General features: G+C 45.2%; 22 protein-coding genes and 1 tRNA gene. 11 read left to right on the forward strand and 12 right to left on the reverse strand.

The annotated features are described in order from the left end of the window. Positions 1–4: 4 nt before the first annotated feature. The gene (gene ilvD / locus ICN47_RS00520; RefSeq protein ID WP_216217973.1) at positions 5–1,696 is read right to left on the reverse strand and encodes a dihydroxy-acid dehydratase; all 1,692 of its coding nucleotides are present in this window, start codon (positions 1,694–1,696) and stop codon (positions 5–7) included. A 227-nt stretch (positions 1,697–1,923) separates the two neighbouring features. Between ilvD and ICN47_RS00525 the strand changes: the two genes are divergently transcribed. Together ICN47_RS00525 and ICN47_RS00530 are read left to right on the forward strand one after the other, a co-directional pair. Then, complete coding sequence (locus ICN47_RS00525) at positions 1,924–2,553, forward strand: response regulator transcription factor (protein WP_216218270.1); 630 nt, start codon at positions 1,924–1,926, stop codon at positions 2,551–2,553. A 77-nt stretch (positions 2,554–2,630) separates the two neighbouring features. Further along, positions 2,631–3,662, forward strand: a complete 1,032-nt coding sequence (locus ICN47_RS00530) for a helix-turn-helix domain-containing protein (protein WP_216217974.1) — start codon at positions 2,631–2,633, stop codon at positions 3,660–3,662. 4 nt (positions 3,663–3,666) lie between these two features. Here ICN47_RS00530 and ICN47_RS00535 read toward each other — a convergent pair whose 3' ends face one another. The 3 genes from ICN47_RS00535 to ppa form a co-directional block, all read right to left on the reverse strand. After that, positions 3,667–4,005, reverse strand: coding sequence for a P-II family nitrogen regulator (locus ICN47_RS00535; protein ID WP_216217975.1), 339 nt, complete (start codon positions 4,003–4,005; stop codon positions 3,667–3,669). Between the two features lie 80 nt (positions 4,006–4,085). Beyond that, complete coding sequence (locus ICN47_RS00540) at positions 4,086–5,705, reverse strand: NAD+ synthase (protein ID WP_216217976.1); 1,620 nt, start codon at positions 5,703–5,705, stop codon at positions 4,086–4,088. Positions 5,706–5,748: 43 nt separating this feature from the next. Further along, the gene (gene ppa, locus ICN47_RS00545) at positions 5,749–6,285 is read right to left on the reverse strand and encodes an inorganic diphosphatase (RefSeq protein ID WP_216217977.1); all 537 of its coding nucleotides are present in this window, start codon (positions 6,283–6,285) and stop codon (positions 5,749–5,751) included. Between the two features lie 171 nt (positions 6,286–6,456). Between ppa and ICN47_RS00550 the strand changes: the two genes are divergently transcribed. After that, entirely contained in the window at positions 6,457–8,517 is a 2,061-nt protein-coding gene (locus tag ICN47_RS00550) for a sodium-translocating pyrophosphatase (RefSeq protein WP_216217978.1), read from the forward strand. A 67-nt stretch (positions 8,518–8,584) separates the two neighbouring features. Here ICN47_RS00550 and trxB read toward each other — a convergent pair whose 3' ends face one another. Continuing rightward, the gene (gene trxB, locus ICN47_RS00555; RefSeq protein WP_216217979.1) at positions 8,585–9,541 is read right to left on the reverse strand and encodes a thioredoxin-disulfide reductase; all 957 of its coding nucleotides are present in this window, start codon (positions 9,539–9,541) and stop codon (positions 8,585–8,587) included. A gap of 105 nt (positions 9,542–9,646) precedes the next feature. Between trxB and ICN47_RS00560 the strand changes: the two genes are divergently transcribed. From ICN47_RS00560 to serS, 3 genes are read left to right on the forward strand one after another with little or no spacing between them, the layout of a single operon-like run. Further along, on the forward strand, positions 9,647–11,884 hold the full coding sequence (locus ICN47_RS00560; RefSeq protein ID WP_216218271.1) for a DNA translocase FtsK: 2,238 nt from the start codon (positions 9,647–9,649) through the stop codon (positions 11,882–11,884). A gap of 10 nt (positions 11,885–11,894) precedes the next feature. Then, on the forward strand, positions 11,895–12,584 hold the full coding sequence (locus tag ICN47_RS00565) for an outer membrane lipoprotein carrier protein LolA (RefSeq protein ID WP_255538863.1): 690 nt from the start codon (positions 11,895–11,897) through the stop codon (positions 12,582–12,584). Between the two features lie 41 nt (positions 12,585–12,625). Further along, positions 12,626–13,936, forward strand: coding sequence for a serine--tRNA ligase (gene serS / locus ICN47_RS00570; RefSeq protein ID WP_216217981.1), 1,311 nt, complete (start codon positions 12,626–12,628; stop codon positions 13,934–13,936). Here the strand turns inward: serS and ICN47_RS00575 are convergent. Together ICN47_RS00575 and ICN47_RS00580 are read right to left on the reverse strand one after the other, a co-directional pair. Beyond that, positions 13,933–14,355 carry a type II toxin-antitoxin system VapC family toxin gene (locus tag ICN47_RS00575; RefSeq protein WP_216217982.1) on the reverse strand — a complete coding sequence of 141 codons (423 nt, stop codon included), beginning with the start codon at positions 14,353–14,355 and terminating at the stop codon, positions 13,933–13,935. The genes serS and ICN47_RS00575 overlap by 4 nt on opposite strands. Then, positions 14,355–14,600, reverse strand: a complete 246-nt coding sequence (locus tag ICN47_RS00580; protein WP_216217983.1) for an AbrB/MazE/SpoVT family DNA-binding domain-containing protein — start codon at positions 14,598–14,600, stop codon at positions 14,355–14,357. Before ICN47_RS00580 ends, ICN47_RS00575 begins: the two co-directional genes overlap by 1 nt. A gap of 132 nt (positions 14,601–14,732) precedes the next feature. Here ICN47_RS00580 and ICN47_RS00585 point away from each other — a divergent pair. From ICN47_RS00585 to ICN47_RS00595, 3 genes are all read left to right on the forward strand, one after another. Beyond that, positions 14,733–14,822, forward strand: a tRNA-Ser gene (locus ICN47_RS00585). 229 nt (positions 14,823–15,051) lie between these two features. Next, positions 15,052–15,456, forward strand: a complete 405-nt coding sequence (locus tag ICN47_RS00590) for a Rap1a/Tai family immunity protein (protein ID WP_216217984.1) — start codon at positions 15,052–15,054, stop codon at positions 15,454–15,456. 18 nt (positions 15,457–15,474) lie between these two features. Beyond that, positions 15,475–15,750 carry a YMGG-like glycine zipper-containing protein gene (locus ICN47_RS00595; protein ID WP_216217985.1) on the forward strand — a complete coding sequence of 92 codons (276 nt, stop codon included), beginning with the start codon at positions 15,475–15,477 and terminating at the stop codon, positions 15,748–15,750. A gap of 58 nt (positions 15,751–15,808) precedes the next feature. Here the strand turns inward: ICN47_RS00595 and ICN47_RS00600 are convergent, their stop codons facing one another. Then, entirely contained in the window at positions 15,809–16,216 is a 408-nt protein-coding gene (locus tag ICN47_RS00600) for a BON domain-containing protein (RefSeq protein ID WP_216217986.1), read from the reverse strand. Between the two features lie 21 nt (positions 16,217–16,237). Next, positions 16,238–16,393 (reverse strand): DUF3309 family protein, encoded by a 156-nt coding sequence (locus ICN47_RS00605; protein ID WP_216217987.1) that lies wholly within the window; start codon positions 16,391–16,393, stop codon positions 16,238–16,240. Between the two features lie 175 nt (positions 16,394–16,568). On the opposite strand from ICN47_RS00605, the gene ICN47_RS00610 reads away from it, so the two are divergent. Then, positions 16,569–16,793 (forward strand): CsbD family protein, encoded by a 225-nt coding sequence (locus ICN47_RS00610; RefSeq protein WP_216217988.1) that lies wholly within the window; start codon positions 16,569–16,571, stop codon positions 16,791–16,793. A gap of 124 nt (positions 16,794–16,917) precedes the next feature. Continuing rightward, complete coding sequence (locus tag ICN47_RS00615; protein ID WP_216217989.1) at positions 16,918–17,382, forward strand: hypothetical protein; 465 nt, start codon at positions 16,918–16,920, stop codon at positions 17,380–17,382. A 7-nt stretch (positions 17,383–17,389) separates the two neighbouring features. On the opposite strand, the gene ICN47_RS00620 is transcribed toward ICN47_RS00615, so the two are convergent. The 3 genes from ICN47_RS00620 to ICN47_RS00630 form a co-directional block, all read right to left on the reverse strand. Beyond that, positions 17,390–18,076 carry a Crp/Fnr family transcriptional regulator gene (locus tag ICN47_RS00620; protein WP_216217990.1) on the reverse strand — a complete coding sequence of 229 codons (687 nt, stop codon included), beginning with the start codon at positions 18,074–18,076 and terminating at the stop codon, positions 17,390–17,392. A 124-nt stretch (positions 18,077–18,200) separates the two neighbouring features. Then, entirely contained in the window at positions 18,201–18,920 is a 720-nt protein-coding gene (locus ICN47_RS00625; protein ID WP_216217991.1) for a Crp/Fnr family transcriptional regulator, read from the reverse strand. A 190-nt stretch (positions 18,921–19,110) separates the two neighbouring features. Continuing rightward, on the reverse strand, positions 19,111–19,359 hold the full coding sequence (locus ICN47_RS00630) for a hypothetical protein (protein WP_216217992.1): 249 nt from the start codon (positions 19,357–19,359) through the stop codon (positions 19,111–19,113). Between the last annotated feature and the right edge of the window lie 132 nt (positions 19,360–19,491).

Raw genomic sequence — 19,491 nt, forward strand, 5'->3', positions numbered from 1 at the left:
TGGCTTATTCATCCAGGTTTAGGTCGGTGACAGCACCTTTACTAGCAGTACTTGCAAGACGTGCATATTTTGCTAGTAAGCCACGGGTATAACGAGGCTTAGGTTGCTTCCAGCTTGCGCGACGCTTGGCGATTTCCGCATCATCCACATTCAATTGAATCAGTAGCTTGTGGGCATCAATTGTCACGGAGTCGCCTTCATGAATGAGGGCAATAACACCGCCTACATAAGCTTCTGGCGCTACGTGACCAACTACCATGCCCCAAGTACCACCAGAGAAGCGACCGTCTGTGATGAGTCCTACAGACTCACCTAGACCTTGGCCTACCAAGGCGGAGGTAGGTGCTAGCATTTCGCGCATGCCAGGTCCACCTTTAGGGCCCTCATAGCGAATTACGACGATATCGCCATCTTTGATCTTTTGCGCCATGATCGCTGCCATCGCATCATCTTCAGAATCAAACACGCGTGCAGGGCCTGTGATCGATGGGTTTTTGAGGCCGGTAATTTTGGCAACACAACCTTCTGGGGAGATGTTCCCTTTTAGGATTGCTAGGTGACCTTGTTTGTATAGCGGATTGTCTAAAGTGCGAATCACCTTTTGATCAGCGCGCGGTACGGATGGAACATCCTTCAAAACTTCCGCAATGGTTTTGCCAGTGATGGTGATGCAATCGCCATGCAGGAGCCCACCATCTAACAAAATTTTCATGACCTGTGGAATTCCACCGGCTTGATGCAGGTCTGTAGCCAAATAGGTGCCAGAGGGTTTCATATCCACAATGACTGGCACGCGCTGACGAATACGTTCAAAGTCATCAATCGTCCAGTCAATTTCTGCAGCACTAGTAATTGCTAAGAAATGCAATACCGCATTAGTAGAGCCACCAACTGCCATGATGACGCTCACTGCATTTTCAATTGATTTTTTAGTAATAATGTCGCGGGGACGCAAATTCTTTTTAATGGCTTCAACCAATACGATGGCAGATTCGTGCGCGCTGGCAACTTTTTCAGCATCTTCGTTGGCCATCGTGGAGGAGTAGGGCAAGCTCATCCCTAAGGCTTCAAAAGATGAACTCATCGTATTGGCGGTATACATACCACCGCAAGAGCCGCTACCTGGGCAGGCATGCTGCTCAACACCTTTGAGGTCTTCTTCGCTTAAGCGTCCAGAAGTAAATTCACCCACCGCTTCAAATGCGGAAACAATATTAAGTTCTTTGCCTTTGAAGTGGCCCGGTTTAATCGTGCCGCCATAAACATAAATGCCGGGTACGTTGGTGCGCGCCAAGGCCATCATGCCGCCTGGCATATTTTTATCGCAGCCACCAATCACCACTACGCCATCTTGCCAGAGGCCATTTACACAAACCTCAATACTGTCAGCAATGACTTCGCGAGATACGAGAGAATATTTCATGCCCTCGGTGCCCATACCAATTCCATCTGAAACGGTCGGGGTTCCAAATAATTGTGCTTTTGCGCCAGCTTCCTCCAGCGCAGTAACGGCAGCGTCTGCTAATTTTTGTAAACCACTATTACAAGGAGTGATAGTGGAGTGACCGTTAGCAACACCAACCATTGGCTTCGAAAAATCCGCCTCCTGATAACCCATTGCGTAATACATTGAACGATTAGGTGCGCGAGCAACCCCTTCGGTGACCATGCGCGAGCGTTCATTAAGGCGTTTCATGCTTATTACTCCAGAAAAGGTTTGTTTCGAAAGGCTCTATTGTGCCGTGAGATGCCAGAAAGAGGCGGATCTCTGTTGAGGGCAAAAAGATCTTGCTATATGGTGCAGTGCAACATCAAAAGAACTATTTTTGTTGATTTAAGTCGTAATTATTAGCTTCTAAGCTAATAGCTTACAGAAACTTACTACAGTACATTAGTCCATCTACACTTTTTCCTTTGAATTCAATGACTAAAGTCGGCCATATCTACTTAATCGATGACGATGAGTCTATGCGCACATCCCTCACTCGGATGCTCCGAGAGCTGGGTTATTTGGTTAAGGACTATGCATCAGCAATCGATTTTTTTGAGAAATTGGTTCCGGTATCACCAGCAGTTATTCTTTTGGACATGCAGATGCCTGATATGACAGGCCTGGAATTGCAAGAAAAGTTAGTCAAACTCGGTCGTAAGACGCCTATTGTGTTTGTCAGCGGACAAAGTCACCCCCATCAAATCGTGCAGGGGCTTAAAAAGGGCGCCGTAGACTTTTTATTCAAGCCTTTTAATTTGGAAGAGCTTCTGAAGGCAGTATCTGATGCGATTGATTTTGATAGTCGCCAATTAAAGCGTGTTTCCATAGATGTCGAGACAAAGCGTGATTATGAAAGCCTCACCCCTAGAGAGCGCGAAGTTTGTGGCTGGTTGGTTGAGGGGCTTCTCAATAAGGACATTGCAGTGAAGTTAGGTACTACTGATGCCACTATCAAAGTGCACAAGGCACGCGTAATGAGCAAAATGCATGTAGATTCAGTGCAGACCTTGGTGAAGAAGTATCTCGAGTCAGATTTAAGTAATCACCCATTAAATAATTAGCCTCAAAGCGAATTACCGAGATACCAATATGGGATTAGTATCGAATTCTTTATTTTTAACTGATACAGTTGCTATAAGTGAACAAAACCAACAAATTCCCTGAGATTCGCAAAGAGGCTTTTGCAAAAGCCAGGGAAAGTCTTGGTTTGACTACTCAGGATTTAGCAGCCAAAGCTTGCTTATCTAATCGCCAAATTGAGCAGATTGAGAATGGTGAAATGGGTTCCTTTTATGGAGCTCAAATTAAATACACTGCTGCCAAAAAAGTCGCCAGTATTTTGCAGCTCACTGAAGATCAAGCATTTGATTTTGGGATAACAGCGCCTCTCGTAAAAGCGGATGCATTGTCGGAGGAAAAACCCCCTGTATCCAATATGCAAGAGATCAAAGTCCCGCCCGAAAAAGAGAGTGCGGCTAAGGTTAAAAAACCTCAACCAGAAAAGGTAAAACCTGTTGAAGCTGCTGCTCCAATTGCAAAACCTCAGATGGCTATGGAGTTGCAAGATGTTGTGCTAGAAAAAAATACCAGCAAAACAGCTTCATCAGCTTCTAACTCTAAAAAGAAATTAATACTGCTCTTGAGTTTGGCTGCAGCAGTTATCTTTTCAGTAATTAATTTACGACCACTGTTTTTTCCTGAGCAGCCCAAAGAAGAATTGATTGTGATTCAAGAAGTCGCTCCAGCAGAGGCCACTGCAAGCGCGACTCCTGCCGCGGAAGAAAAGGCAAGCGCTCCAGCGCCAGTGGTTTCAGCTATTGCATCCTCCGTCACCACGGATTGCCCTGCTGCAGAGTCTGCACCCACCACATACAGACCGGATGCCCCCAAAAAGCCAGGCGATATGGTCTATCTGCAGTCCAAGTCTGTGCAAATGGTTTGCGTGATTGATGCTATGGGTAAAGTTCAGAATAAGCAGCTAGAGCCCGGAGTAGGGGTTAGCGTTTACGGCAAAGCGCCTTTAAGGGTGCTTACTGCTGGCTTAGATCAAGTAGATTTGTTTTACCAGGGGGCTAAGGTGCGCCCATCAAACCCTAGTGGTAAAACTATTGTGCTGGAGTCGGCTGAATTTACTCAGCCTTTGACTCCATCAGATTCTCAGCTGCGTTAATAAATTAAACGGCTGACTCGTTCATTTCGCCAGTGCGAATACGAATAACTTGCTCAACTGCAGTAACAAAAATCTTTCCATCACCAATTTTTCCAGTACGAGCAGCTTTTGTAATCGCTTCAAGTGCAACTTCAACGCGATCACTTGGAACAACAGCTTCCACTTTGACCTTAGGTAAAAAGTCCACTACGTATTCAGCTCCGCGATAGAGTTCAGTGTGACCTTTTTGACGGCCAAAACCCTTAACTTCGGTTACGGTCAATCCAGTAACGCCGACTTCAGCTAACGCCTCACGAACTTCATCGAGCTTGAATGGTTTGATGATTGATGTGATTAATTTCATTTGTTCCCCCTAATACACTAATCATACCTAGAACTTAAGTCTGCTTGCAAATTCAGTCAATTTTCGTATAAAGACTCTTCTTAAGCTCTAAATTGCGAGGTGATGGGGTAGCGCCAATCGCGCCCAAAGGCTCTCGTAGTAACGCGGACCCCAGGAGGTGCCTGGCGCCGCTTATATTCGTTGAGTTTAATGAGGCGAGTTACTTTCTCAACACTTTCAGAGTCAAACCCAGCGGCGATGATTTGGGCAATAGATTGGTTTTGCTCCATATAGCGCTCAACAATGCCATCGAGCACTTCATAGGAAGGTAGGCTATCTTGATCAGTTTGGTCGGGACGTAATTCGGCAGAAGGGGCGCGAGTCAAAATCCGCTCCGGAATGATGGGTGAGATTTGATTGCGATAGGCGCAAAGACGATAGACCAAGGTTTTGGCAATGTCTTTAATTACTGCAAAGCCACCAGCCATGTCGCCATACAGCGTGCAATAGCCAACAGCCATCTCACTCTTGTTTCCGGTTGTTAACACTAGGCGACCGGTTTTATTAGAGAGTGCCATGAGTAATGTGCCGCGCACACGTGCCTGGATATTCTCTTCCGTAGCGTCAAGCTTCAAGCCTTTAAATTGTTCTGATAACGATTGCTCAAGTGCATCGACTGGACCGCTAATTGGAATCTCATCGTATTGCACACCAAGATTGTGAGCCATTTCACGGGCATCAATCCAAGAGATATCGGCCGTGTAGCGTGAGGCCATCATGACAGCGCGCACATTATTTGCGCCTAAGGCATCCACGGCAATCGCTAATACCAAAGCAGAATCTACGCCACCCGATAAACCAATGATGACGCCGGGGAAACCATTTTTATTGACATAGTCCCGCACGCCTAGGACAAGCGCCTGATATGCCTGTGCTTCGACGCTTTGAGGCGGAGCAATGAGACCTTGTTCAAGTTGCGCAGCAGAATTAATTTCTACAGTGCCTAACCCCACTTCAAATTGGGGCATGGCCATCACAACCTCACCTTGGCTATTTAATGCAAAGGAGCCGCCATCAAAAACCAACTCATCCTGTCCGCCAACCGCGTTGACATAAATCAAAGGCATCTTGATGAGAGCAATATGCTGTCGTAATACTTCAATGCGTAAGGCTTCTTTTTTGAGGTGATAGGGTGATGCATTTGGAACGAGCAATACTTGTGCGCCTGCAGCGTGTGCTTGTTGTGCAGGACCGGTATGCCATGCATCCTCACACAAAATGATGCCGTAGCGAATGCCTTCACTTTCAAAAACACAGGCTTGATTGCCGGGCACAAAATAGCGTACCTCATCAAAGACTTCGTGATTGGGTAATTCTTGTTTGGCGTAACCAGCAATGATCTTGCCATTTTGTAAAACGGATGCAAAGTTCTGTAGGCCTGTAGCAGTTTGCTTTGGGTGCCCAACAATGACAGTGAGATCGCGATGTTGTGCAAGCTGTTGCATTAAGAGCTCAAGCTCGTGTGCAGCAGCTTCAATAAAAGCAGGGCGGAGTAATAAATCTTCAGGAGGGTAGCCGGTGAGCGAGAGCTCTGGCGTAACTACTAGCTTTGCCCCTAGGGCATAGGCCTCAAGTGCGGCTTTGTAAATGAGCTGCGCGTTGCCAGCCAAATCGCCCAAGAGCGGGTTGATTTGGGCTAGAGCAATTTTCTGCGAGCTCACTCTGATTCACAAAGCCTTTTCTAATGATTGAATAAGTAAAAAATTACTTAGTTTCTTTGTTGTAACGATCGATGCCTTCAAGAATTTCTTTATGAGCATCAGCAACGCCACCCCAACCACTGACTTTTACCCACTTACCTGGTTCGAGATCTTTGTAGTGCTCGAAGAAGTGTTGAATTTGGTTTAAGCGTAATGGGTTGATATCTTCCGGTTTTTGCCAGTGAGTGTAGATTGGCAAAATCTTATCTTCAGGAACGGCTAATAACTTAGCGTCTTGTCCGCCTTCATCTTCCATTTGTAAAACGCCAATTGCACGGCAACTAACAACTACACCAGGAATGAGTGGAAATGGAGTGATGACGAGAACGTCAACTGGATCACCATCGCCTGCAATGGTTTTATTAATATAGCCATAGTTGCAGGGATAGTGCATTGCAGTACCCATGAATCGGTCAACGAAAATAGCGCCACTTTCTTTATCCACTTCATACTTGATTGGATCCGCATTCATTGGGATTTCAATAATGACGTTGAAGCTCTCAGGGATCTTTTTGCCAGGCTTGACGTTGTCGAGACTCATAAATACTCCGAATAATGATTAGTAAATACCCTGATCCTTACTAGAGGATGCAGGGGTGATTCTGTTACATACTGGAACAGCTTAAAGACCCTAGTTTAAAGCTTTCGAAAACTGGTGGACCTAAGCGCTAGTTATACAAAACAAAAAAGATCAACTTTAGGGAGTTCAAGCATGAGTAATGTCACTTTAGGCTTGTATTTTGCCTTAGCGTGCGGTGTCCTGGCCGTGATTTACGGTTTTGTGATGCGCAGCTGGATTTTGAAGCAAAGTACGGGTAATGCCAAGATGCAAGAGATTGCAGAGGCTATTCAACTGGGGGCAGCAGCCTACCTATCTCGCCAATACAAAACCATTGCGATTGTCGGCGTCGTTCTGACGATTTTGATGGCACTCTTTTTAGACTTTGCTACTGCGATTGGGTTTGTAGTTGGCGCAGTACTTTCTGGTGCCTGTGGCTTCATTGGAATGAACGTCTCAGTTCGTGCGAACGTTCGCACTGCGGAAGCGGCAACGAAAGGTATGAATGAAGCCTTAAACGTAGCCTTTAAAGGCGGTGCCATTACTGGCATGTTGGTTGTCGGTTTAGGTCTTCTCGGTGTGGGCCTATTCTTCATGTTCCTTGTATCGATTGGTGCTGGCCAAGACCTTTCTTCGGTGCTGCATCCGCTGATTGGATTGGCATTTGGTTCTTCCTTGATTTCTATCTTTGCTCGACTAGGTGGCGGTATCTTTACCAAGGGCGCTGACGTTGGCGCAGACTTGGTTGGTAAAGTCGAAGCCGGCATTCCAGAGGATGACCCTCGTAACCCAGCCGTGATTGCTGATAACGTTGGCGACAACGTAGGTGATTGCGCTGGTATGGCAGCAGACTTATTTGAAACCTATGCAGTGACATTGATTGCAACGATGGTGCTCGGTTCCTTGATGGTTACTGGTGCACCAGTGGCTGCGATTGTTTACCCATTGGTTTTGGGTGGCGTATCGATCATTGCTTCCATCATTGGTTGCTCCTTTGTTAAAGCAACGCCTGGCATGAAGAATGTCATGCCAGCTTTGTATAAAGGCCTCATCATCGCTGGTGGATTGTCATTGATTGCTTTCTACTTTGTGACTAACTTCATCATGCCGGACGATGCACTAGGCATTCCTGGAAGCCAGTGGCGTTTGTTTGGTGCGACTGTAGTAGGCCTCTTACTTACAGCCGCTTTAGTATGGATTACTGAGTACTACACCGGGACGCAGTTCAAGCCTGTTCAACATATTGCCGAAGCTTCTACTAAAGGCCACGGTACCAATATCATTGCTGGCTTGGGTATTTCCATGAAGTCGACAGCTTATCCAGTGCTCTTTGTATGTGCGGCTATTTATGCAGCCTATTGGTTAGCTGGTTTGTACGGCATTGCGATTGCAGCGACTGCGATGCTGTCCATGGCAGGCATTGTGGTGGCATTGGATGCTTATGGCCCGATTACCGATAACGCCGGTGGTATTGCAGAGATGGCTGGTTTGCCACAAGCAGTGCGTGACATCACTGATCCATTAGACGCAGTAGGTAACACTACTAAAGCAGTGACTAAAGGTTATGCGATTGGTTCTGCTGGTCTTGCATCATTGGTGCTGTTTGCTGACTATACCCATGCCTTAGAAGGTATTGGTCAACAAGTTTCTTTTGATCTCTCCAATCACATGGTGATCATTGGCCTCTTTATCGGCGGAATGATTCCTTACTTGTTTGGTGCGATGGCAATGGAGGCGGTTGGTCGTTGCGCAGGTGCGGTGGTTGAAGAAGTGCGCCGCCAGTTCCGCGAGATTCCGGGAATCATGGAAGGTACTGCGAAGCCAGAATATGGCAAGGCAGTAGACATGCTGACATCGGCAGCGATTAAAGAAATGATCATTCCTTCACTTTTGCCAGTAGTGGCTCCGATTGTGGTTGGTCTCTTGTTAGGACCTGCCGCATTGGGTGGCTTATTAATGGGCACGATCGTGACTGGTTTGTTTGTAGCGATCTCCATGTGTACAGGTGGCGGCGCTTGGGATAACGCGAAGAAATATATCGAAGAAGGTAACTTCGGCGGTAAAGGTTCTGAAGCGCATAAAGCAGCGGTGACAGGTGACACGGTAGGCGATCCCTACAAAGACACCGCTGGTCCTGCAGTGAACCCACTCATTAAGATCATTAATATTGTGGCGCTCTTGATCGTGCCACTCTTGCCAGTGATTAGTCGCTAAGCACCAAGCGCATTAAGCAAAACGCCTAGCAATGCTAGGCGTTTTTTTATTCCTAAATTTTTAAAACTTAGGATAAAGTTTCCAGATAACGCTGTGCATCTAGTGCTGCCATACAACCTGTACCTGCACTCGTAATCGCTTGACGATAAATATGGTCTTGTACATCGCCGGCAGCAAACACGCCAGGGATATTGGTAGCAGTAGCATTACCTTCCAGACCCGAGCGGGTTTTAAGGTAGCCGTTGTTCATATCCAGCTGTCCAACAAAGAGTTCGGTATTGGGTTTGTGACCAATCGCGATAAAAGCACCAGTCACTGCAATATCTTCAGTGCTGCCATCTTGTTTTTTAATACGCACACCAGTAACGCCTTTTTCATCGCCGAGCACTTCATCTAGAGTGGAGTTCAATTTGAGCTCCACCTTGCCTTCAGCAACTTTGGCCATGAGGCGATCATTCAGAATTGGTTCGGCACGGAATTTATCGCGACGATGAATGACGGTTACTTTCTTTGCGATACCAGTGAGGTAGAGCGCTTCTTCAACTGCAGTATTGCCGCCACCCACTACGCAAACATCTTGATTGCGATAGAAGAAGCCATCACACGTAGCGCAACCAGAAACCCCGCGACCCATGAATGCTTCTTCACTAGGCAAGCCAATATATTGTGCGGAAGCGCCTGTAGAAATAATGAGGGCATCACAGGTATAAGTGCCTGAGTCGCCAACGAGGCGAATTGGCTTTTCTGTGAGGGCCGCCGTATGAATATGGTCAAAAATGATCTCAGTATTAAAGCGCTCAGCATGCTTTAAAAAGCGATCCATGAGTTCTGGGCCTTGGACGCCATCAGGGTCAGCAGGCCAGTTTTCGACGTCTGTAGTGGTCATTAATTGACCGCCTTGAGCCAGACCAGTAATGAGGGTAGGGTTCAGATTGGCCCTCGCCGCGTAAACCGCTGCTGTATAGCCTGCAGGGCCGGATCCGAGGATAAGTACTTTAGAGTGTTTAGGAGTATTTGTAGTCATACCCAAATTATAGGTTTGCTTGTTTACAATCGGTGGAACATGGCAAGAACCGTATATCCGAAGTCCAAGATTCCAACACCCCCCGATAATGCCGGGCAGGGTAGGATGCCCCGCCTCCTGCTGGAGGCCCGCTGGTTCATCTCCCTAGGCCTATGTCTGGGTTTATTTGCCATTTTGTTGACTTATTCCAAGGCAGATCCAGCCTGGTCCCACGCCAGTTTTGAGGCTCCTAAGAACCTGGGTGGCCGTTTTGGGGCCTATTTAGCCGATTTATTGCTCTATATCTTTGGTATTTCTGCATTTTGGTGGGTGGCCCTATTTGGGCGCCGAGTTCTGAATGGCTGGCGCGAGCTTTGGAGTATTCCATTGCCGCTGGATCCAGAAGCAAAGCCAGATTCCTTATTGGTGCGTTGGCTGGGCTTTGGACTGACCTTAATCTGCAGCATGGGTCTTGAGTCCATTCGTCTCCATTCGCTAGGTTGGGAGCTTCCTAGGCCTCCTGGCGGCATTTTGGGTGAGCTCATCGGCGATCCTTTGCAGATGTCTCTCGGATTTACGGGGGCAACCCTCGTTTTATTGTTTGGCCTGTGTGCTGGCCTTTCTCTGTTCCTGCATTTTTCTTGGTTAGATGTTGCCGAAAAAGTAGGTCGCTTTTTAGAAGTTTCTTATCACCGTATTCGTGAACGCCGCGATAGCGAGGCTGATCGCAAGATGGGTGAAGTTGCTGCGGAAGAGCGGGAAGAGTTTGTTGAAGAGTTTCGGGGTCGCGTAGAAGTAGCGGCACCAGTGCAGATTGTGCGTGCACCAGTAGAGATTCCGAAGAGCGCTCGGGTTGAGCGTGAAAAACAGCAACCTTTGTTCGTAGATATTCCGGATTCAGAATTGCCACCGTTGGCTTTATTAGATCCTGTGCCCGAAGCAAAAGAAACGATCTCTGCAGAAGTATTGGAATTTACTTCACGCTTGATCGAGCGTAAGTTAGCTGAGTTCAATGTACAGGTCACAGTGATTGCTGCGTATCCTGGGCCAGTAGTGACGCGCTATGAGATTGATCCTGCCATTGGTGTGAAGGGCAGTCAGATTGTGAATCTCTCGCGCGACTTGGCACGCTCATTGGGTGTAGTCAGTATGCGTGTAGTCGAAACGATTCCAGGTAAAACCTGTATGGCATTGGAGTTACCAAACCCAACACGCCAATCCGTTTATCTGTCGGAGATTTTGACTTCACAGGTCTACAACGACAATCATTCCTTGTTAACCCTGGCATTAGGTAAAGATATTTCTGGTAGCCCGATGGTTGCCGATTTAGCCAAGATGCCACACTGTCTGGTTGCAGGTACCACTGGTGCTGGTAAGTCTGTTGGTATTAATGCCATGATTTTGTCGCTGCTCTTTAAGGCTAAGCCTGATGAAGTCAGGCTCATCATGATTGATCCGAAGATGCTGGAGATGGCTATCTACGACAAGATTCCCCATTTGCTTTGCCCAGTGGTTACTGACATGAAGCAAGCCTACAACGCGCTCAATTGGGCCGTGAATGAAATGGAACGTCGCTACAAACTGATGAGTAAGTTTGGTGTGCGTAACCTGGCTGGCTTTAATAAAAAGATTCTTGAGGCGGAAGAGAAGGGTGAGAAGCTCACCAATCCATTTAGCTTGACTCCAGAAGATCCAGAGCCAATCTATAAGGCGCCTGTCATCGTAATCGTGATTGATGAGTTAGCCGACTTGATGATGGTCTCAGGTAAGAAGATTGAAGAATTGATTGCGCGTATTGCACAAAAAGCTCGTGCAGCAGGTATTCATTTGGTATTGGCAACCCAACGTCCAAGCGTGGATGTTATTACTGGTTTGATTAAGGCGAACGTGCCAACTCGTATCTCATTCCAGGTGAGCAGCAAGATTGATAGCCGCACTATTTTGGATCAGCAGGGTGCAGAAGCGCTCTTGGGTATGGGTGACATGCTTTACATGGCGCCAGGAACTGGATTGCCGGTTCGCGTTCACGGTGCCTTTGTTTCAGATGATGAAGTTCATCGCGTAGTCGAGTGGTTGAAAGAAAAAGGCGAAGCCAATTACATTGATGGCGTACTCGAAGGTGCCGATGAATCCAATGTCGATGCATTGACCGGTGAAAGCGGTGGCGAATCTGATCCACTGTACGGCCAAGCTGTTGCAATTGTTCTTGAAAATAAACGCCCATCGATTTCACTGGTACAGCGTCACCTGCGTATCGGATATAACCGTGCCGCTCGCTTACTCGAAGATATGGAAAAAGCTGGCTTGGTGTCGAAGATGGGTAATGGTGGTAATCGCGAGATTCTTCACCGTCCTTCGGAATAAGGTTGCAATTTTGTACTCAACATTCTTGAAGATTGCCATTTCAATAGCTATCTCTCTATCAACTCTCCTGGCGACTAATTGCGTTTTTGCTCAAGCTGATAGCGGTGTTGAGCAGTTGCGCCAATTTGTGCGCAACTCTAAAACGGCTGAAGGTGATTTTGTGCAACAGCAGTTGCGCGCACCAAGAGCCAATGAGTCTCAGGAAAAGGGTTTGAAAGTGGTGCGTGAGACTCGTGGGCATTTTGTTTTTCAAAGGCCGGGTCGTTTTGTTTGGGATACCCAAAAGCCTTACGAACAAAAACTTATTACCGATGGTAAGCAACTGATCTTGTGGGATAAGGATTTAAATCAAGCTACCTTTAGACCTGCAGGGCAAGCGCTATCAGCTACGCCGGCTGCCATCTTATTTGGCGAGGCTTCTTTAGATCAGAACTTTGATTTAGTAGAAGGTGAGGAGCGCTTAGGAATGAAGTGGGTTGCCTTGGCACCCAAGCGCAATCCCAATGCGAAGAATGATCTGCCGTACACCAAAATTTCCGTCGGAATGACCAATGGTCTACCTAGAGCGCTTGAATTGATTGATGGCTTGGGCAGTGTTGTTTTGGTGACTTTGGACAAAATCCAGCTCAATATCAATGTGCCAGCAAATCGCTTCACTTTTAACCCACCTGCGGGTGCTGAAGTTCTGCGCTTAAACTAGAGCCTATCTTATCGAATTACCCCAAACCAGTAGAGCATTACATGATTGATCCGCAATTACTCCGTAAAGACATCGCCGCCGTGGAGGCGCGCTTAGCTACTCGCAAATTCAAATTGGATGTTGAGAAATTCAACACCTTAGAGTCCGAGCGCAAATCTTTGCAAACCCGTACCGAAGAATTGCAAGCTAAGCGCAATCAATTGGCTAAAGCCATTGGCATGAAAAAAGGCAAGAGTGAGGATGCATCTGCTGAAATGGCAGAGGCAAGCCAGATCAATGTGGATATGGAATCTGGTGCTGCAAGACTGAGTACTCTACAAGCAGAGATCGCCGATTTCTTAATGGGGATTCCGAATCTTCCTGACGCCTCAGTACCTGTTGGTAAAGATGAAACAGAAAATCAAGAAGTGAAGCGCTGGGGTGAGCAACCCATTTTTGATTTTGAAATTAAAGATCACGTAGATCTGGGCGGTCCACTCGGATTGGATTTTGAAGTCGCAGCCAAGATTAGCGGCTCACGCTTTGTAGTGCTTAAAGGACCCATTGCAAGACTGCACCGGGCTTTATCGCAGTTCATGCTTGACACCCATACAACACAGCATGACTACCAAGAGGTGTATGTGCCTTATATGGTGAACGCCGCCTCGATGCGTGGTACGGGACAGTTGCCGAAGTTTGAAGAAGACCTCTTTAAGGTGCCGCGTCAAATGGGCGGTGAAGATGAGGGTGGTGAAGCGAAGACTGAAAACTTCTACCTCATTCCCACGGCAGAAGTACCAGTGACGAATTTAGTAAGAGATGAGATTGTGAATGCTGACAATCTCCCCATGAAATTTGTAGCGCATACACCATGCTTTCGTTCGGAAGCAGGAAGTTATGGGCGCGATGTGCGTGGCATGATTCGTCAACATCAATTTGACAAAGTTGAGTTAGTGCAAATCACGAAGCCAGAAGATTCCATGCAGGCCTTGGAAGATCTGACTGGTCACGCAGAAAGAATCCTAGAGCTCCTCGAGTTGCCATATAGAAAAGTATTGCTCTGCACGGGCGATATGGGTTTTGGTAGCTCCAAGACTTATGACTTAGAGGTTTGGGTCCCTTCACAAAAAGCCTATAGAGAAATCAGCTCATGTTCTAGCATGGGTGACTTCCAGGCAAGACGGATGCAAGCCAGATTTAAAGCGGGTCAAGGCAAACCAGAATTGCTTCATACCTTAAATGGATCAGGTCTTGCAGTAGGTAGAGCATTGGTTGCTCTGCTTGAGAACAAACAGCAGGTGGATGGCAGTATTGCCATTCCTAAGGCATTGCAGTCTTACTTAGGTGGTATGGATGTGCTAAGGCCGAATTAAAGTAGCACAGCTTTAATTTTTACCCTGGCAGCATTTTTCCCCAAGATCTTATCGAGAGTTGCCAGGGATCTAGATTTGAATTGTTTTGCAACAGCGAGATGTAGGGCGTCACCAGCCCTGAGGTTGGACTTGCTATCAACAACTAAAATTCCCGCGGAATAATAGGCTTTGCCTTCAACGGGCATTAGTTCAATATCATTTTGACAGAGAGTATCAAACTTTTTCCAGGCTTCGCGACTCTGCTTTTCTGTTATTTGATTGGTTCTGACTTTAAGACTCAGGGCGCTAGAGAATTCCGTAAAGGCCCAAGTCGAGGAAATCATTTTTGCAGAACTGCTTTCATGCCATTTATCAACAACCTCGCTCTTTGGTTCAGTTGTGCACAAGGCCACCAAAATGCTTGTATCAACATAAATCATTAGTAACGCGCCTCCGAACGAACTTCGTCCATTACTGATTTACCCATCTTCAGCGTGGCTCTGAATGCTCTTAGCTGTGCTGCGAGTGCCTTGCGATCCAATTTTTGCGGTCTAATAATTAATGAGCCATCTTTTGATAGGGTTGCTTCAACCTTGTCCCCATCTTTTAACTTGATTTCTTTGATGAATGCAGCAGGAATGCGAAGTGCCAGGCTATTGCCCCACTTTGAAATTTGGATATTCATGATTTCCCTTAATATAGATATACATAAGCGTATATCTATATTAAGGGAAATCACCTCTTCTGACCAGTCTATTTTTAGTCAATACCCAATGCATGGCTTTATATCTCAATAGCTATAATGATTTCTTGGTCTGGAGAGGTGGCAGAGTGGTCGAATGTACCTGACTCGAAATCAGGCGTAGGGTCAAACCTACCGAGGGTTCGAATCCCTCCCTCTCCGCCAATGTCAATGGTTTTATAAGGTTTTAATAGACTAAGCACTTTTGGCACCAAAACGTTACTCAAAGCTATCCAGAGGGATGAATTTCTGTTGATGGTGATTAGGCGATATTGCAAAAATTTATTGCTAGTTTCCGTCTAAACATAGTATGTCTGATAACAGACAGACCAATTTACTAAACCTTTCTAGACTTATTTAGTTAGTTAAATTAATCAGAAAGAGTGGGTAGTCTATGAATAAAATCACAATACATTTAGCATCATTATTGTTTTGCTCTGGAGTTGTAATGGCTGCTCCAGATGGCACTAGGGCAATTAGCACTCAAGAGTTAGCGGGTGTATGTGGAGATCAGTCTAGCCCGCAACCACAAATCTACTGTGATGTATATGGTCAGGGTGTATATGATAGCTATCTCGTTACGCGCCATCCTAAAAAGGCTCCAGACTTCATTTGTGTAGTTCAACCTGCCCCTTCTAGGCGTGAGGTGATGAATCAGTTTATTGATTGGGTTAAACAAAATCCTGGATACAACACTGCTCCTGCGGCAGATACATTGTTGCGATTTTTAGCCGTGCGTTTTTCTTGTGAATCTTCAAGTATGTCGCCCGGAAATGCAGTTAACAAAATTATTCGCTGAAAGCATAAGGAAATCACAATGAAAAAGACTCTGATCATTTTATCTGCAACATCTATATTTGCCTTATCAGCATGCTCAAATATGAGTGACACTCAGCAAAGAACTTTATCAGGAGCTGCAATTGGATCGGCTGCGGGAGTTGGTATTGGGGCGCTTACTGGTGGAGGTCTTTTATGGGGTGCTGCGGGAGGTGCTGCTATAGGTGCTGTGGGAGGTTATGTTTATGATCAACATGAAAAAACACAAAGCAACTCACCACCCAAATCCAATTCTTCAAAATCAACGATTAATTGAGGAATTAAAAATTAATAAAAAAGCCGCATTAGCGGCTTTTTTAAGGTTTAAAAATGAATTACTTTGAGAATGCTAGCTTGCTTTTTACAGATTGAACGCCCTCGATTGCAGCAGCTAATTTTATTGCCTTATCGATATTAATTTGTGAGTCGGCAGATCCAGAAAGAGTCACGATACCTTTTTCGGTAACAACAGTGATTTTCATTAACTGCATCCCAGGTTCAGTTAGAAGTGCTGACTTCACCTTTACGGTGATGGTAGAGTCATCAATTGCTTGGCCAGTCTTATTTGCTTGTTTTATAACAGCCTTATCAGCTGCATTGGATACAGAAGTAGAGACATTTTCTGTGACTTGATCGATTTTCTTACCTGCCTTTTCAGCTGGACCTGGATTATCGCAAGCCGCTAGGCCAGAAATAATCATCATTGATGCGAATACTGCTTTAAAGCTATTGTCCATTTTCATGAGATTTCTTTCTTAAAGAATTTAAATTCTGCCGGTCAGTAGAAGAATGAGTAGGATGATTACTACAAGACCTAATCCTCCGCTAGGTACATACCCCCAATTTCTACTGTGCGGCCAAGCAGGTATGGCGCCTAATAACATCAAAATCAAGAGTACTAAAATTATTGTTCCCAACATATCTATTTCCTTTGCGTAAATTGCTTAAGACCAATTTACTTTTTTTGTTGTTCATTGACTGTTCGCTATCAGACATATGATCGAGATATAAATATATTACTTTGTGTGCGGCATCGCACTAAATGACTGCGTTTAAGGTATTACGATCAGCATTCATTCAGCGGAGGAATTTTTTATGAATTGGGATATTGTCGAAGGAAATTGGAAGCAATTTAAGGGTAGGATTCGTGTTCGATGGGGAAAGTTAACTGACGATCAGCTAGAGCGTATTGCAGGCAAGAGAATTGAATTGGCCGGCAATATTCAAGAGGCTTACGGCATAACTGTTGATGAAGCAGAGGAGCAAATTAAGTTATTTGAAGAGCAAAATAAAGACTTTAAGGCTACGGCAGTCAAGTAAAGTGGGGCGGCGCTGTATTGTAGATTTAGTTTTTTAGCGACTTCTAGATCATGCAGCGCCAACTTTAAATTTATTGAGAATTATTATTCACAAATATTTTAAGCTCTTGGTATGCGCACTCTTCATGATATTAGGCTATAGATGCTGCCTTGCAGATTCGTACGGATCCATTGATCTTATTGCTCCAATAAAAAAAAGTGAGCTTTGGCTAAATCCCGGCTTACTTTCTTATCACTTTGATCAAACCAAGAACTTCAATGCCGTTAATTATGGAATTGGAGGTGAATATAGATTTTCATCCATTGCCTCTTTAACGGCGGGTACGTTTCGCAATAGTAATTATCATCAATCAAGCTATATTGGTGTTTATTGGCAACCTATTGCTATAGGGCCAGTCAATATAGGATTAGTTGCTGGAGGGTTCAATGGCTATACAAGTAATAACAATGGCGGTTGGTTTCCTGCAGCATTGCCCGCTTTTACGGTTGAGGGCAAGTGGGTAGGATTCAATTTAATCGTTATTCCAACTATTGGAGAGCGTGTATCGGGATCTTTGTCATTCCAATTTAAATTTAAGGTCTTTGAGTAGCGCAGGCTTACCCAATCAGAGAGGAGTAAATTTTTTGATTCTTTATGTAACAGCTGCAAGCTTCCGCCTTAAGTGCTGGTCTATTCAGTATCTTGATTTCTCCGCGATGATATTCAATTAAGCCTCTTCTCCTAAAATCAGCCGCTGTAGTTGTAACGCCTACCCGCCTAATGCCAAGCATTAGGGAGATAAACTCATGTGTCATGCGAAAGGTAGGCGATTGGGCACGATCTTGACTCATTAATAACCACTTAGCTAGGCGTGGCCCAATCTCATGAAAATGTTCGCACGCAGCCGATAGCCCAAGTTGATTAATGCGAACTGCAAGATAGGTATTAATGATTTCTTTTAGCTCAGGACTGCTGCTAATTTGGCTTAGGAAAAATTGGGACTCCAATTTCCATGCACTTCCCGCTCCCTGTACTAATGCGCTGAATGGATTGGTGCTTATCCCAAGAGCAGTTTCCGCACCAAGCAAGCCTTCTCTGCCAATCATACCAATTTCAATAGGGGGGTAATGATCAATCCCTTGGGTGATAGAAATAAAACAGTTGATTGGAAAGAAAATATGAGTAGTTGGCTTGCCAACGATGCATATTGTTTGAGATAAATTTAACTCAACCAGTTCAGCATTAGCTAAAACAGACTCTTGATTCTGCTGCGGCAACAAATTAATGAGAGCATTTTTATTCATTTACCAAGCCTTCAGGTTGTAGTGATAAACCTTACTCGGGCAATAGGGCTCTAATTTTGTATTTGATATCTTTCCCAGCTGAAGTATGTATGGATACTTTAGTTTGCTCTGTCCGTTATCGCACTTAAACGGCCATTTTTTCTGGGAGTAGGCGATCATATTCAGATTTCACTACTTGATAGCACTCGCAGATGCGCTTTTCTAAGCCCAATCGATTTAAGACGCTAATGTGTCCGCGAGAATATTTGATTAGTCCTGCCTTTTGGACTTTTAGGGCTGCCTCGGTAACACCCTCTCTTCGAACCCCAAGCATGTTGGCAATCAATTCTTGGGTCATACGTAACTCATTACTCGGCAATCTATCTAGACTCAAAAGTAACCAGCGGCAAAATTGCTGATCTAGTGTGTGATGACGATTACAAACTGCGGTTTGAGTCATTTGGGTTATTAATGCTTGGGTGTAGCGCAACAATAGGTGCATTACTGGGCCCGCTCGATTAAATTCTTCAAGGAGGATAGCTGATTTGATGCGATAGCCTTTACCTGCACTTTGTACAACCGCTCTACTAGATGTAGATTCACCGCCCATAAAGATGGAAATTCCAACAACCCCTTCATTGCCAACTATTGCAATTTCAGCTGACGAACCATTTTCTAGTGCGTACAGCAGGGAGACAATCGCTGTTGAGGGGAAGTAAACATGGCTCATTTTCATGCCGGGCTCGTATAAGACTTTGCCTAGCGGGAGCTCTGTTACTTCAATATGGGGAAGAAGTCTTTCCCACTCAATTGTGGGGATTGAATGGAAAAGATGATTTTGATCTTTTGGTGGCGTTTTTTCCATAATGGTACCTAGATATGAATTATCGTGTTGAGACACATCCAATATATTTTCTATAATCATTTGAGTATGTGCGATACCGTACATAAAGTCAGCTTACACGATAAAAACCCACCACATAGTGGTGGGTAGGGTCGTTTATTTGAGTATTTTGCCTATATCAGCATTTTTTACTCTATACAGTCGCAATAACCTATGACTTCATTGCCGGGGCTGAATTGGCGGTATTTTTTAATGCAGCCTCACTATGTTCATTTGCCTGCAGAGTATGACCTTGAGCTACTGCAGCATGAAAGCCAGCTTGCTTAACATCACCAGATTCGCAATGTTTTGCAGCTTCTTTATGGGCCATAGATGCAGCATCACAATGTTCTGCAGCTTTAGCATGAGTTTGTTGTGGAGTAGCCTGCATAGTGCTGCTTGATTTTGGATCGATTGCCATATATTTCTCCTGAAAATATAAATAAAGAGTTCTCTATTTATGTGAGTCAAAAAGTAAACTCACAGATTACTTTAGGGCTTACATAGTATTTACTAAGTCTGATAGCGAACTTATAAAAAATAAATCCTTATG

It is taken from the genome of Polynucleobacter sp. AP-Latsch-80-C2 (assembly GCF_018882185.1).
Classification (GTDB): domain Bacteria; phylum Pseudomonadota; class Gammaproteobacteria; order Burkholderiales; family Burkholderiaceae; genus Polynucleobacter.